The following is a 13,923-nucleotide window of genomic DNA, read 5'->3' as shown; positions in this document are numbered from 1 at the left end:
AATCAATCGAAAATTGCGAATAAAGCGAATTTTACTAATCAATACTGAAAATAAACTACATGTTTAATTTGTATCAAAACACCATTTTTCTGGCAAATACCGACTTTAAATATCAAGAACTTGCTGTTATCACCGCGAGTAATCCTGATGGTGTGACGCGAACTCGACGATTTAATCACTGGCTAGACTGTCATTTTATTTCATTTTTGCAGCGTCATCAGTTTCGTCACTTTTGGGTATTTGCTGGCTCAAGGGATCTAAATCATTACGAATATAGTGCAATTGTTGACTGCTCGTTAATTGATGCTCAACATATTGCAAAGGCTTTCAGACAAAAGGCCTTTTATTGGTTAGATAACGAATGCTACCTTTACGACACTAAGCGTTTAGCGAGCGCCCATTCTAGCCTCGGAGAAATATCGCCCCGCTGGTTTAACAACCCTTGGGCTTACAACAAGATGATAGAGGACTATCACTATGCAAGATCTACTACCGGAACTGTGCGACTTATATCCAACTCAAGTTAAATTACTCGAGCCCGTTTTCCAGATTTATGGAGCTAAAAAGCTGTTTCATGGCCAAGTGGAAACCGCTAAATGTTGGCAAGATAACAGCCGAGTAAAAGAGTTATTGGCCAGCCCAGGGGAGGGCAGAGTATTGGTTGTTGATGGCGGTGGAAGTACCCAAAGAGCCTTAATGGGAGATCTCATTGCAGATTCTGCTTACTTACAGGGCTGGGCAGGCGTGGTAATTTTTGGTGCTGTTAGAGATGTAGCTGCCATTAACACTATGGAATTGGGGGTTAGGGCGTTAGCGGCTTGTCCTATGAAAACAGAGCGTAAGGGCTTGGGGGAAACAGCTGTGTCAGTAAGTTTTGCTGGCCAAACGATTCAGCCGGGTATGTACTTATATGCCGATGAAAATGGAATTTTAGTGAGTGAGCAAGCGTTGCAGATGCCGGAAGGGTTTGCTTAAAAGCGATAGCCTAAACCAAACTGCACTTGTTGTTGTGTTTCTTTATCTTGTTGGGCCTCAACTTGATAAACGGCTTTCACATCAATGTTCTTCAGCAGGTGGTAGGTACTAGAAAGTTCTAAACTATGCTCAGTATTGTCGTACTTGGGTTGGTGAACTTGCACGAGTTTACTTTGGATAGACAAGCTTTTTAAGGGCTGGTAGTTAAGCCCAGTTGAAAGGTTAAAGCCTTTACGTGTGGCAATGTCGTCGTATTGGTTGTTAACCCCAGCTTCAACGAACAAAGATAGCTCGTTGCGAAGCTTGTGTTGATAACCACCGTTGAAAAACCACGAATCAACATCATTGGCTTCACCGGTACTCACAAACTGGCTGTTGTTGTAACCAGTGATGTACCAATTTTTCACTTGGCTACGTGACGATAGCTGAACGTGTTCACCATCGCCGTAGCTTAAGCTCATTTCATTTTCTACTTCAGCGGCCGCTAAAGAACCGCTGGCAATAACAAGTACAGCAGCAATCGAATGCTGGAATAGTAACTTAGCCACTGCCGTCTCCTTGTTATTATTTTTCTTAGTAACAGTAGTATGGTTGATCATCACTTTAAGATCATTGTGGATCTTCAAAAATTTGCAGAAAGCCCAATAAATGATTTTAAAGCCAAATTTTCTAGCACAATCGTCTAGCGGTTAATAAATCGACGGCGTCTTCTGTATGGATATACGTCTTCAAACTGGCCGTTTTTAATGTTTTGCTGCAGCTCTTGCCAAAAACTGGCTTGAAAAAGCTCTGCATGTAACTCTTTAAATACCTGTTTAACGATGGGTTTTCCCAATAAAAAGGTGGCAAACTCCTCAGGGAATATGTCGTTAGGTCCCACCGAATAACAGGGTTGTGCCGCCCATTGATCTTCAGGATATTGAGATTTTGGAAACTCTCTAAAATTACATTCCGTCATATAGGAGATTTCATCATAGTCGTAAAATACTACACGACCATGACGGGTGACCCCGAAATTCTTAAACAGCATATCTCCGGGGAAAATATTGGCAGCAGCCAGCTGTTTAATGGCATTGCCATACTCATCAATAACTTGCCGAGTTTGCGCTTCGTCAGCTTGATCCAGGTACATGTTAAGCGGGATCATTTTCCGTTCTGTATATAAGTGTTTAATGGTGATGGAATCTCCCTCGATATGCAGCACCGAAGGCGCAACCGTTTGCAGTTCATCTAGTAAGCTCTGGCTGAAGCGCGCTAGTGGAAATTCAACGTTAGAAAACTCTTGAGTATCTGCCATTCTACCCACTCTATCGTGCTGTTTTACCAGTCGATATTTCTCTTTCACAATGGCGTGGCTTACGTCTTTGGGCGGGGTAAATTCATCTTTAATAATTTTGAATACAACATCATACGAGGGCAGGGTAAATACACTCATCACCATGCCTTTGATGCCGGGTGCTAGCTCAAATTGATCACTGGAATTGTGCAAGTGATTGAGGTAGTGGCGATATAATTCTGTTTTACCATGTTTTTGACAGCCAATGGCGGTAAATAGCTCGTAGTCAGTTTTATTGGGCAACAGTTGCTTAAGAAAGTTGACTATCCGACGCGGGGCTGGGGCATCTACCATGAAATAAGAGCGCGCAAAGCCAAAAATAATACTCACTTCGTCACTATCAATTAGCACGCTATCAACAGCCACTTTGCCTTGTTGGTTAAGTAAGGGGAACACTATGGGAAAACTATGAGCTTCACTGGTGTATTGGCCAATAAGGTAAGCGGCTTTGTTTCGGTAAAACACCGGTTGTAACATCGTTATTTTGTGCAACTGTTGCTGAGCCAGCTGTGGAAGTTCCGTCAAGCGTTGCTTAATAAACTCTATGTCGCGAGCTAAATCTTCGTATTCGATATTAAAGCGATAGTCTTCGAAGAGTTGCTTTAATAAGGTATCCAACGAGGTATTCTGATAAGTATGGGTAAGCAGTTGGTAATCAAACAGTTTGCTGCATCGGCTAGGGCGAATAAACAGTTGGCTTTCTTCTATATAGCGATGATGAAATAAACGCTGATAGACAGAATTGAAAAACGACTCGGCTACTTCAAAATTATCATGCTGTTTAAGCAACTCTGAGTAATGCGATTTTACCGCTGCGCAAAAGGCATCGCTTCGTTGCAGGTGGCCGGTGAGCTGTTTAATCGCTGCTCGTGCCTCAGTTACGTGGTGGTCATAAAGGCGAATACGTTCTCGTGAGGCAAGTTGCACCGACATCCAGTCGGCTTCTTCAAAGCGTTTTTGAGCACCTCTAGTTACTTCCAGGAAGCATTGATAAAAGCTATTGAAGCGCTGCAGCATGGCGTGGGCGGCTTGGTGTTCCATTAATTGCGTCATAGGCTATTTCTTATTGTTGTTTTTTTATCCACTATGGCAGGATTTAAACACCTGTTCAAATTTTTGTTGTGAAGTTGCGGCTGTGGTATTCACCTTCATATCTAGCACCTTACTCGGTCGTTTCGTCTAGTTTTCGCACATCGAGTAAAGGTTGCTTTCAAGCGCTAAGGTTAAAAGGCGCTAGTGCTCTGAATTTTCGATTAAAAGCTGCTGTTTTAAGCGGTTTATTATGCTCAGTATCTTTTATGCGGAGCCAAGCTTATTCTTTAAAAAACCTTCCTTTAAAGCATAAATAAGGCTAAAAGCGCACTTTTATGCATTTGGCTTAGATAAATAAAGCTTGACTATCCACCTCAGCTGGTTAAGGTATGGCCATAAATTGGATTTAGTTTTTTATTAAGATGCTAGTACGTTTTGCTTACACAACCACCGGAACTATTACCCGCACCACCACATGCGGGTCGGGCTGGTTGTAGCAACTTACTACATCGAAGAAAGCCCGTATCAACCACGATACGGGTTTTTTTTTGGGAGGAATAATGCGAGTCTTAAAATTTGGTGGATCATCTTTAGCTGACGCTGAGCGCTTTAATCGCGCTGCAGACATTGTGTTAAGCAATCAGCATCAATCTCAAATGGCGGTGGTATTGTCTGCCCCTGCTGGGGTAACCAATGATTTGGTTGCTGTAGTAGATAAAGTTAGTCACGGTAACGATGGCGAAAGCTATTTAACCCGCATTGACGCTACCTTCCAAGAGCTATTGTCAAAACTAAAAGAGAAGTACGCTGGCTTTGCCATAGAGCAAATGCAGTTAATGGTGCACCAAGAGTTGGGCGAGCTTCGCCAACTATTGAAAGGCGTAGCGTTATTACAGCAGTGCCCAGACAACATTCGCGCCAAAGTACTGTCTACTGGCGAAAAGCTTAGCATTCATACTATGAACCACTTATTGTCGGTTCGTGGTCATAGCGCCGAAATCATCATTCCTCAGCAAAAGTTAGTGGCTACTTCCGGTGGTTATCTAGAAGCGGTTGTTGATATTCAAGCCTCTAAACAGCGTTTGAACAAAGCTATGATTCAAGAAGATCTCATCTACTTAATGCCTGGTTTTACTGCGGGTAACGAGCAAGGTGAAACTGTAGTACTTGGGCGTAACGGTTCTGATTACAGCGCAGCAGTTTTGGCAGCTTGTTTAGATGCTGAATGTTGCGAGATTTGGACCGATGTAGATGGTGTTTACAACTGTGATCCTCGCATTGTTGAAGACGCTCGCTTGTTGCGCAGCTTAAGCTATCCAGAAGCGATGGAGCTTAGCTACTTTGGCGCTAAAGTACTTCATCCAAAAACCATTGCCCCAATTGCTCAATACCATATTCCTTGCCTTATTAAGAACACCTTTAACCCACAAGGTGAAGGCACCTTAATTGGCGCGCAAAGCCCTGCACAAGATGACTTGCCAGTTAAAGCTTTATCAAGCTTGTCTGAACTAACCATGCTGACGGTTTCAGGCCCTGGCATGAAAGGCATGGTTGGCATGGCCGGGCGGATCTTTGAGAGCATTTCGCGCAGTAAAGTATCGGTTGCCCTTATTACGCAATCTAGCTGCGAATACAGCGTAAGTTTTTGTATTCACAGTATTGATGCATCGCGTGCCTTGGCTGCGCTAAACGAAGAGTTTGAACTCGAGTTAGCTAACCAGCTATTAGAGCCCATTGAAGCCATTGATAAGTTGGCGATTATTTCTTTGGTGGGCGATAGCATGCGCCGCAGTAAAGGCGTTGCCGCCCGCTTCTTTACCTCTCTGGCAGAAGTGGCGATTAACATTGTTGCTATTGCTCAAGGTTCGTCTGAGCGTTCAATTTCTGCGGTTGTGTCGCAAGACAAAGCAGCTGAAGCAATTCGCGCTTGTCATCAGAATTTCTTCAATAGCATGCACTTCATTGACCTATTCCTAATAGGCGTAGGTGGTGTTGGCGGTGCTTTGTTAGAGCAGATTCATGCCCAGCAGAGTCATTTAAAAGAACAGCAAATCGGTATTCGTGTTTGTGGCGTAGCTAACAGCCGTAAGTTGCTATTAGATTCAAAAGGTTTGGATCTTGAGCACTGGCAAGAGCAATTGGCTGCAACCGAAGAAAATGGTGGCTTTACTTTAGACAATGTCACTAACCTGGTAGACCAAAGCCACTTAATTAACCCGGTGATCGTAGACTGTACCAGCAACGATGATATCGCCGGTAAATATGCCGAATTTTTAGCGAATGGCTTCCACGTGGTTACGGCCAACAAAAAAGCCAACACTTCGAGCATGGAGTACTACCAGCAGCTACGTAAAACGGCCATGGCAATGCGCCGTAAGTTCTTATACGACACTAACGTAGGTGCTGGTTTGCCAGTGATTGAAAACCTACAGAACCTGCTAAAAGCGGGTGACAAATTAGAGCGCTTTAACGGTATTTTGTCTGGCTCTCTGTCATTTATCTTTGGCAAGCTAGACGAAGGCATGAGCTTTTCTGAGGCCACTACAATCGCCCGTGAAAATGGCTTTACCGAGCCTGACCCGCGCGATGATTTATCGGGTATGGACGTAGCGCGCAAGCTGCTAATACTCGCGCGTGAAGCTGGCATGCCACTAAGCATTGAAGATATTCAAATTGATATGGCCTTGCCACCAAATTTTGATTCAAGCGGAGATACCGAAGCCTTTATGCAACGCTTGCCTGAAGCAGACGCTTATTTCGCTAAGCTTATGGATGAAGCGGCCGCAGAAGGCAAAGTACTGCGTTACCTAGGCAGCATCGATAAAGGTGTTTGCAAAGTGTCGTTAAGTGCCGTTGCGGCAGATGACCCATTACACCGCGTGAAAGACGGTGAGAATGCCTTAGCCTTCTACAGCCGTTACTACCAGCCAATTCCATTAGTATTGCGTGGTTATGGTGCGGGTACTGCAGTAACAGCAGCAGGCGTATTTGCCGACGTATTAAGAACGCTTAACTGGAACCAAGAGGTGTAATATGGGTGTTGTTGTTTATGCTCCAGCCTCTACAGCCAATGTAAGTGTAGGTTTCGACAGCTTAGGTGCAGCGCTGTCGCCAATTGATGGGCAGCTATTAGGTGACCGAGTATTGGTTGAAGCTGCCAGCGGCGATGATGTGATCATCGAAAATGTTGGTCCATACGCACATAAACTGCCAGCCGATCCTAAACAGAACATCCTTTATGATTGCTACCACTACTTTGTTAAGCAGTATGCAGAGCATCATAGCAAGGTACTTGGCTGCGTTAAGATGACCCTAGAAAAGAACCTGCCTATTGGTAGTGGTTTGGGTTCTAGCGCCTGTTCGGTAGTGGCTGCGTTAGAGGGCTTAAACGCCTACCTTGATTCGCCATTTAATAAAGAGCAAATGCTAATTATGATGGGCGAGTTAGAAGGTCAAATTAGCGGCAGCGTGCACTACGATAACGTAGCGCCATGTTATTTAGGTGGCATGCAGCTAATGTTGCAAGAAGCGGGGGTGACGAGCCAAGCTATTCCCCATTTTGAAGATTGGTATTGGATTGTTGCCTACCCAGGCATTAATATTTCAACCGCTCAAGCACGCTCTATTTTGCCTGCGCAGTATCGCCGCCAAGACACCTTAGAATTCGGCCGTAATTTGGCAGGTTTTGTTCATGCCAGTTATAGTAAGCAGCCAGAGTTAGCCGCAGCCTTATTAAAGGATAATATTGTGGCTGAACCTTATCGTGCGAAATTAATTCCAGGATTTGATGAAGTACGCAGCTATGCAGCGCAAAGTGGTGCATTAGCCAGTGGTATTTCAGGCTCTGGGCCAACGGTTTATATTGTTACCCCAGTATTAGAACAAGCTGAGCGAACCAAAGCTTGGTTAGAACAACACTTTATTCAAAACGAAGATGGATTTTGCCATGTTTGTAAAATTGATGAGCAAGGCACACGAGTAACAGGAACGTCGCTATGAATTTATATAACTTAAAACACAACGAAGAGCAGGTGAGCTTTACTCAGGCAGTAAAACAAGGCTTGGGTAAACAGCAAGGTTTATTCTTTCCCGACAGCATTCCTGCATTTGATGATATTGATGCGGTGCTGGAACTAGATTTTCACGCCCGTTGCGCAAAGTTGCTCGCGGCTTTATTAGACAACGAGTTGTCTGAAGCTGAGCTATTTGACATGGTAAGTAAGGCTTTCACTTTTACTGCACCGTTAAATAAGGTAACTGAGCAAATTAGTGCGCTAGAGCTATTTCATGGCCCAACCTTAGCCTTTAAAGATTTTGGCGGCCGCTTTATGGCCCAGTGTTTAGCCAAGTTCTCTAATGGTAATAAAACCACTATCTTAACTGCTACCTCGGGCGATACCGGCGCAGCAGTAGCACATGCTTTTTATGGCATGGAAAACATTAACGTAGTGGTACTTTACCCGAAAGGTAAGATTAGCCCACTACAAGAAAAGCTGTTTTGTACCCTTGGTGGCAACATTACTACGGTAGCGGTAGAGTCTGACTTCGATGCTTGTCAAAGCATGGTTAAACAAGCCTTTGACGATCAAGAACTCAAACAAGCGATTGGTCTAAACTCGGCAAACTCTATTAATATTAGCCGTTTGGTGGCGCAGGTTTGTTACTACTTTGAAGCTGCTGCACAGTTACCTAAAGCGCAACGTGAGCAACTAGTGGTTGCTGTGCCTTCAGGCAACTTTGGTAACTTAACCGCCGGTTTAATTGCTAAAGCTATGGGCTTGCCGATTAAGCGTTTTATTGCTGCCACTAACGTAAACGATACGGTGCCACGTTACTTAGCGTCAGGTAACTGGGAGCCAAAACCCACTCAAGCTACCTTATCTAATGCCATGGACGTGAGCCAACCAAACAACTGGCCACGTGTTGAAGAGCTGTTTAAAACCAAAGGCTGGCCACTAAGTGACCTAGGCAAAGGTGCCATGACTGATGAGCAAACTGCTGAAGCGGTTAAAGCTTTAGATGACTTAGGTTACGTGTGTGAGCCGCATGGCGCGATTGCTTATCAGCAACTTACCGAGCAACTAGCCGATGGCGAACAAGGTTTATTCCTATGTACCGCTCATCCAGCTAAGTTTAAAGAAAGCGTAGAAGAGATTTTACAACGTGAAATTGACCTACCAAAACCGCTTGCTGACCGAGCAGACTTAGACTTGTTATCTAAAGAAATGCCAGCTGATTTTGCTCAACTGCGTACTTTGTTAATGAGCATCTAAGCTGATTGGCTAAACGATTTAAAACAGCGCCCTTTATGGCGCTGTTTTTGTTTGTAAAAGAAATGGTGAAAGCATGAAAGCCAGCCTGATTATTGGCATAGTGAGTGGTTTAATAAGTGCTACTACAAACGCTCAACCTAGCAATGCTTGGCATTACCAACAAAGTGCTGAGCAGCAATTGAGTTACGCGGAATTAGTTGATACATCTGGCGAAGTTAGTCTAATGTTTCGCTGCATTCATGGTGAGCTGGATAGCTTAATGCGCCTTGCAAATGGGCCTTTGCAGCCAGCGTATAACTTTATGGATTGGCAATTCACCCAGCCGCAGAATCAGCTAACTAGTTTTAATGTTCTCTATCATCACTTTGATGACGATTATTATCAGCTGGGGGCGGGTTATAACAGCTGGTTTGAGTTGTACTTTACTATTATGCAGTATTCGCAGATGCGTTGGTCTAGCAATGACTTTGCTGGCATAGAGTTTTTGTATCACGACTCAGCCGCGATTAGCCAAGTGATTCAGCAATGCCCAGAGGCTTTTCAAGCTTTTTATGACGAGCTGGCTGAGCAGTTAAGCCAAGAGCTCGTTGCGGCACGTATTGCTGGTAAGCTTCAACAAGTTAATGATATTGAGCAAGCCATTGAGCAGCTGGTACATTTCGCCACTCAGTTGGCTCAATTAACGCAAGTGCCTTTGCTGATTAGTGACTAGGGTCTGTTGATCTTTGACGATGGTTTTTGCAGCAATTTATTAGCCATTTAGGCAAGGCAGTGAGTGTACAGTTAAGTGGACTTAATAATCACTCGCTAACGCTGAATAAATGGCTAATAAATGCTGCCCGAAGGGTTCGGATAAGCGAACTTTACTCTTTGTTAAGCACTTCTTACTTAGTCCACTAGGCTTCTAAGTGCTCGCCGCGATTAAAGCCCGCTTATCTCGAACAAAATTTCAACACCAAAGATCAACAGACCCTAGTTAGTCAAATAAATATCGCCTAGCTATCAAGTTGATCTTTGCAGCGTTCTCACGCATATTGCAAAGATTGCTAGAACAAAATACGAAAACTATGAGTAAAGTGTTAAAAGATTTGCTCGAGCTATTAAGCTTAGAGCGCATTGAAGAAGGCCTATTTCGCGGGCATAGCCAAGATTTAGGCTTTGGTGCAGTATTTGGCGGCCAAGTAATGGGGCAGGCCTTATCTGCAGCCAAAGAAACTGTGAGTGAAAAGCGCCAGGTTCACTCTTTCCACTCTTACTTTTTACGACCGGGCGATCCCAATCATCGTATCGTTTACGATATAGAAAGCATTCGTGATGGTCGTAGTGTATCTACTCGCCGTGTTAAAGCGATTCAATTTGGTAAGCCTATTTTCTATATGACGGCGTCTTTTCAGCAGCCGTCTACTGGTTTTGAACACCAAGATGAAATGCCTGACGTCGCAGCTCCAGAAGAACTGCAATCAGAGCAAGAGTATGCTTTTCAGCTGCGCGACATGCTACCCGATGCGGTGCGTGACAAGTTCATTTGTGATAAGCCGTTAGAGATGCGTCCGGTGGAGTTTGTTAATCCCCTCCAGCCAGAAAAACTCGCCGCTAAACGTTGTGTATGGTTTAAGGCTAATGGCCAAATGCCCGATGACGGGCGGATTCATCGCTACTTATTGGCTTATGCATCTGACTTCAACTTTTTGCCTACCGCTTTGCAGCCTCATGGACGTTCATTTATTGAGCCGCAGATGCAAACTGCAACCATTGATCACAGTATGTGGTTTCACCATGATTTTCGCTTAGATGAATGGTTATTGTATGTGGTGGATAGCCCTGCAGCATCTAATGGCCGAGGATTGGTAAGAGGGCAGTTCTTTACTCGAGATGGCAAGTTGGTTGCGTCTACCATCCAAGAAGGCGTAATTAGAGAGCGAAGTTAGCTTGTGTAGAGCCTAGATAACAAAAAAGCATGCCTAGGCATGCTTTTTTCGTTTTAGTTACTGAGTCTTATAGTGATTCAGTAAAAGTACGCGTAATTACGTCTTGTTGTTGCTCAGTAGTAAGAGAGTTGAAGCGAACAGCGTAACCAGAAACACGAATAGTAAGCTGCGGGTATTTCTCTGGGTGCTTAACTGCATCTTCTAACGTTTCGCGACGAAGAACGTTAACGTTTAGGTGTTGGCCACCTTCTTCGATTGGCTGAGCTTTCATTGGTACTTCGCGATATTCGATTTGACCTAGTTTATCGATAGCTACCACTTCATCTTCAGCGTATAGCTCGTCTTTTACACATAGGCAGCGAGCTTGATTTTGCTCGTTGTCTAGTAGCCAAAAAGAACCTAATAGTGCGTCGTTATCTGCTTTAGTGATTTGAATACCGGTGGTCATAACATACCTCATTAGCTAAAAGTTGTAATTTTATTACAGAATATAGCGATCCTTGAGCCACTTACGAATCATTATCGCCACTTGCTGTAACTATACTACAATTGACCTTAATCAAAAAAGGGTTTTTTTTGAATTTTATTATTATCTTTGTTGATTAAGGTTAAGAGGAGGTTTGATTGCTTGTGTTAGTGCCTTGAGCTGTGCTTGAATAAGAACTAAGCGTTTATCATTGATGTGTTATACAAGCATTTGTTTTTTATGGCTTAGTAGTTAACAAACAGTACAAACCCGTTTTTTGGCGTGTTTATCTTAAAAAGTGTGAACTGAGCGAAAAGCAAATCTGTCTAATAAACGATCTAGCGCAATAATAGTACAACGGTGAGTCCTTTATACTGATTTGAAAAGTGCTGGTTAGCCAAGGAGAAGCAATGTTACAAAGTCTTCAACAAGATCATCAAAATATCGCTAAATTGCTGAAGGTGTTAGAGCAGAAGTTGGCTCATATTCGCAATGAGAAAGCGGTTAAATATAAGTTGATCGCCCATATCATTAGCTACATGCAAGAGTACGCAGACCGTTACCACCACCCCAAAGAAGATCTTATTTATGATTACTACGTGAAATACCGTGTAGTAGAGGATGATTTATCCAATCAACTTAAGAAGCAGCATGAAAATCTTATGGCGATGACCGATGAGTTGAGCGATATCTTAGATATCATCTTGCTTGACGCAGTGGTTCCGCTGGATCAATTTAGTGACAAGCTGGAAGCCTTTATTAATGCTCAGTGGGAACACCTTAATTACGAAGAGGATGTGGTTTTCCCTGCCTTAAAACGCCACCTTACAGCGGATGATTGGCGCGCAATTGAGCAAAGCTGGCAGCACGGTAATTACGAAGACCCATTATTTGGTCACCGTGTTCATGAGCAATATAAAGCTTTGTCTGAGCGAATTAAGCTGTCTCAACCTCAAGAAGAAGAGTAAAGAGTATAATTTAAGCAAATAAAAAACCCGGCTAAAGCCGGGTTTTTTTGTTTAGTATTCGTACTCTGATTGAAGATCAAAACTGTGGTCGATTGACTGTAGTTCTTTTTGTAAGCGAATCTTATCTTTAATTGCCTCAATCTCTCGCCACTTACGTTTCTTATTTGAACTGCGAGAAGATTTGCTGGTTTCAACAGTATCCAAGTCTAGCCTATCCATGGTTATCTCCTTGTATGTTGTTGCAATTTAATAAGTACCATACGAGCACAAAAAGTAAAATACTAATGTTGCAAAATAGTTACAGTGGCTCACTTTTTTAGGCTTTTTTTGCGAGATTTTCTAAGCTTTATCTGTAGTTGCTATTTGTAGCTCTGGATTTTTATACCGTTAATTTATATCAATGTGAGTTTTTATCTTGTTTTTGTTATATATCAAAGCATAGTCGCGCGCAGTTCCTTAAAATCCGCGTCCATTCAAACCTAGCTTAGGTTTTTAACCAACATTAAACGTAAGGTGAATCTGAACCATGAATGAGATTGTGAACTGGTTAAACGATGTGCTGTGGGGCAACTTGCTCATCTACTTGTTGTTGGGTACGGGTGTGTTGTTCACTGTAAGAACCAAATTTATTCAATTTCGCCATTTTGGCCATATGTTTTCGGTAATGAAGTCTAGCCGTAAATGTGATGCTAGTGGTATCTCCTCATTTCAAGCCTTATGTACTAGTCTTGCGGCGCGGGTAGGTACCGGTAATTTAGCCGGTGTGGCTGTTGCAGTAACCTTAGGTGGGCCTGGTGCGGTATTTTGGATGTGGCTAATTGCCTTGTTGGGTATGGCAACTAGCTTTGCTGAAAGCAGCTTAGCCCAGCTTTATAAAGTAAAAGACAGCGATGGTAATTTTCGCGGCGGCCCGTCTTATTACATGGAACAAGGCTTAGGCAAACGTTGGATGGGCGTGGTATTTGCCATTTGTCTAATTATTGCATTTGGCTTGGTGTTTAACGCCGTACAAGCTAACTCTATTGCTTCTGCTTTGCATGAAGCATTTGGCTTTGAGAAATACCTAGTGGGCATAGTACTGGTGATAGCGGCTGCACTGATTATTTTTGGCGGTATTCGCAGCATCGCTCGTTTTGCTGAGTTAGTGGTGCCAGTGATGGCCTTAGCTTATGTGGTTGTGGCCTTGCTGGTTGTATTGGCGAATATTCAACAAATGCCAGAGGTGTTCGGCCTTATCTTCCGCTCGGCTTTTGGTTTTGAGGAGGCTGGTGCTGGTGCTTTAGGCGCCGCTATGATGAACGGTATTAAGCGTGGCTTATTCTCTAATGAAGCTGGTATGGGTAGTGCGCCTAACGCAGCGGCCACAGCAACGCCTTATCCGCCGCACCCGGCTTCTCAGGGCTATGTGCAGATGCTTGGGGTATTTATCGACACGGTGGTGATTTGTACTGCCACTGCAGCGATTATTTTGCTTAGCCATAACGAGCAACTTACCGGTGATGGTATTGCACTAACCCAGCAAGCTTTAAGTGGTCAAGTGGGTGCCTGGGGAAGCTACTTTGTAGGTATTGCGATTATTTTCTTTGCTTTCACATCTATTGTGGGTAACTACTCGTATGCAGAAACTAACTTAATCTTCTTAGAGCACAATCATAAAGCTGGTTTGTGGATCTTCCGTTTGTTGGTACTAGCAATGGTAATGGTAGGCGCAGTGGTCAAAATAGACATTATTTGGAATTTGGCCGATGTATCGATGGGCTTTATGGCGCTAGTTAACCTTGTGGCGATTTTGATGCTCTCTGGTGTGGTAGTGAAACTAGCCTCTGACTACAATCGTCAGCTAGACGCCGGCAAAGTGCCAAGTTTCAACAGCGACGAGTACCCAGAATTGAAACAGCAAATAGATAAAGATATTTGGTCTGGCTCCAGTAAACAGAAGGCTTAG

13 protein-coding genes are annotated in these 13,923 nt (G+C 43.6%); 9 read left to right on the top strand and 4 right to left on the bottom strand.

Annotated elements, in window-relative coordinates; translation table 11 throughout:
- Positions 1–59 precede the first annotated feature (59 nt).
- Together OAG1_RS17775 and OAG1_RS17770 are read left to right on the top strand one after the other, a co-directional pair.
- Positions 60–527 carry a DUF3293 domain-containing protein gene (locus OAG1_RS17775; RefSeq protein WP_338622228.1) on the top strand — a complete coding sequence of 156 codons (468 nt, stop codon included), beginning with the start codon at positions 60–62 and terminating at the stop codon, positions 525–527.
- Entirely contained in the window at positions 478–975 is a 498-nt protein-coding gene (locus tag OAG1_RS17770; protein ID WP_338622227.1) for a putative 4-hydroxy-4-methyl-2-oxoglutarate aldolase, read from the top strand. Before OAG1_RS17775 ends, OAG1_RS17770 begins: the two co-directional genes overlap by 50 nt.
- On the opposite strand, the gene OAG1_RS17765 is transcribed toward OAG1_RS17770, so the two are convergent.
- Together OAG1_RS17765 and aceK are read right to left on the bottom strand one after the other, a co-directional pair.
- Positions 972–1,523 carry a hypothetical protein gene (locus OAG1_RS17765; RefSeq protein ID WP_338622226.1) on the bottom strand — a complete coding sequence of 184 codons (552 nt, stop codon included), beginning with the start codon at positions 1,521–1,523 and terminating at the stop codon, positions 972–974. The two genes, OAG1_RS17770 and OAG1_RS17765, sit on opposite strands and share 4 nt — an antisense overlap.
- A gap of 134 nt (positions 1,524–1,657) precedes the next feature.
- The gene (aceK, locus tag OAG1_RS17760) at positions 1,658–3,364 is read right to left on the bottom strand and encodes a bifunctional isocitrate dehydrogenase kinase/phosphatase (protein ID WP_338622225.1); all 1,707 of its coding nucleotides are present in this window, start codon (positions 3,362–3,364) and stop codon (positions 1,658–1,660) included.
- Between the two features lie 539 nt (positions 3,365–3,903).
- Between aceK and thrA the strand changes: the two genes are divergently transcribed.
- The 5 genes from thrA (at position 3,904) to tesB (ending at position 10,544) form a co-directional block, all read left to right on the top strand.
- Positions 3,904–6,375 (top strand): bifunctional aspartate kinase/homoserine dehydrogenase I, encoded by a 2,472-nt coding sequence (gene thrA / locus OAG1_RS17755; RefSeq protein ID WP_016400849.1) that lies wholly within the window; start codon positions 3,904–3,906, stop codon positions 6,373–6,375.
- Position 6,376: 1 nt separating this feature from the next.
- Positions 6,377–7,342: a homoserine kinase gene (gene thrB, locus OAG1_RS17750; protein WP_221076073.1), complete on the top strand. Its 966-nt coding sequence runs from the start codon at positions 6,377–6,379 to the stop codon at positions 7,340–7,342.
- Complete coding sequence (gene thrC / locus OAG1_RS17745) at positions 7,339–8,616, top strand: threonine synthase (RefSeq protein ID WP_338622224.1); 1,278 nt, start codon at positions 7,339–7,341, stop codon at positions 8,614–8,616. Before thrB ends, thrC begins: the two co-directional genes overlap by 4 nt.
- Positions 8,617–8,689: 73 nt before the next feature.
- Positions 8,690–9,328 carry a hypothetical protein gene (locus OAG1_RS17740; RefSeq protein WP_338622223.1) on the top strand — a complete coding sequence of 213 codons (639 nt, stop codon included), beginning with the start codon at positions 8,690–8,692 and terminating at the stop codon, positions 9,326–9,328.
- Positions 9,329–9,683: 355 nt separating this feature from the next.
- Positions 9,684–10,544, top strand: a complete 861-nt coding sequence (gene tesB / locus OAG1_RS17735; protein ID WP_152780454.1) for an acyl-CoA thioesterase II — start codon at positions 9,684–9,686, stop codon at positions 10,542–10,544.
- A 67-nt stretch (positions 10,545–10,611) separates the two neighbouring features.
- Here the strand turns inward: tesB and grcA are convergent, their stop codons facing one another.
- Complete coding sequence (gene grcA / locus OAG1_RS17730; protein ID WP_016400854.1) at positions 10,612–10,992, bottom strand: autonomous glycyl radical cofactor GrcA; 381 nt, start codon at positions 10,990–10,992, stop codon at positions 10,612–10,614.
- Positions 10,993–11,420: 428 nt separating this feature from the next.
- On the opposite strand from grcA, the gene OAG1_RS17725 reads away from it, so the two are divergent.
- Positions 11,421–11,978 carry a hemerythrin domain-containing protein gene (locus OAG1_RS17725; RefSeq protein WP_016400855.1) on the top strand — a complete coding sequence of 186 codons (558 nt, stop codon included), beginning with the start codon at positions 11,421–11,423 and terminating at the stop codon, positions 11,976–11,978.
- A 51-nt stretch (positions 11,979–12,029) separates the two neighbouring features.
- Here OAG1_RS17725 and OAG1_RS17720 read toward each other — a convergent pair whose 3' ends face one another.
- Entirely contained in the window at positions 12,030–12,197 is a 168-nt protein-coding gene (locus OAG1_RS17720; protein ID WP_016400856.1) for a DUF3545 family protein, read from the bottom strand.
- 307 nt (positions 12,198–12,504) lie between these two features.
- Between OAG1_RS17720 and OAG1_RS17715 the strand changes: the two genes are divergently transcribed.
- A complete protein-coding gene (locus OAG1_RS17715) occupies positions 12,505–13,923 on the top strand; it encodes an alanine/glycine:cation symporter family protein (protein WP_338622222.1) in 1,419 nt (472 codons plus the stop codon).

Origin of the sequence: Agarivorans sp. OAG1 (assembly GCF_037076485.1) — a bacterium.
Taxonomy (GTDB): Bacteria; Pseudomonadota; Gammaproteobacteria; order Enterobacterales; family Celerinatantimonadaceae; genus Agarivorans; species Agarivorans albus.
This window is presented reverse-complemented; position numbering and strand designations above follow the sequence as displayed.

Excerpts from the sequence above, each read along its gene's own strand:
- OAG1_RS17775 (WP_338622228.1), top strand. The coding sequence starts at position 60 with ATGTTTAATTTGTATCAAAACACCATTTTTCTGGCAAATACCGACTTT.
- OAG1_RS17770 (WP_338622227.1), top strand. The coding sequence starts at position 478 with ATGCAAGATCTACTACCGGAACTGTGCGACTTATATCCAACTCAAGTT.
- aceK (WP_338622225.1), bottom strand. The coding sequence starts at position 3,364 with ATGACGCAATTAATGGAACACCAAGCCGCCCACGCCATGCTGCAGCGC.
- thrA (WP_016400849.1), top strand. The coding sequence starts at position 3,904 with ATGCGAGTCTTAAAATTTGGTGGATCATCTTTAGCTGACGCTGAGCGC.
- thrB (WP_221076073.1), top strand. The coding sequence starts at position 6,377 with ATGGGTGTTGTTGTTTATGCTCCAGCCTCTACAGCCAATGTAAGTGTA.
- thrC (WP_338622224.1), top strand. The coding sequence starts at position 7,339 with ATGAATTTATATAACTTAAAACACAACGAAGAGCAGGTGAGCTTTACT.
- OAG1_RS17740 (WP_338622223.1), top strand. The coding sequence starts at position 8,690 with ATGAAAGCCAGCCTGATTATTGGCATAGTGAGTGGTTTAATAAGTGCT.
- tesB (WP_152780454.1), top strand. The coding sequence starts at position 9,684 with ATGAGTAAAGTGTTAAAAGATTTGCTCGAGCTATTAAGCTTAGAGCGC.
- grcA (WP_016400854.1), bottom strand. The coding sequence starts at position 10,992 with ATGACCACCGGTATTCAAATCACTAAAGCAGATAACGACGCACTATTA.
- OAG1_RS17725 (WP_016400855.1), top strand. The coding sequence starts at position 11,421 with ATGTTACAAAGTCTTCAACAAGATCATCAAAATATCGCTAAATTGCTG.
- OAG1_RS17720 (WP_016400856.1), bottom strand. The coding sequence starts at position 12,197 with ATGGATAGGCTAGACTTGGATACTGTTGAAACCAGCAAATCTTCTCGC.
- OAG1_RS17715 (WP_338622222.1), top strand. The coding sequence starts at position 12,505 with ATGAATGAGATTGTGAACTGGTTAAACGATGTGCTGTGGGGCAACTTG.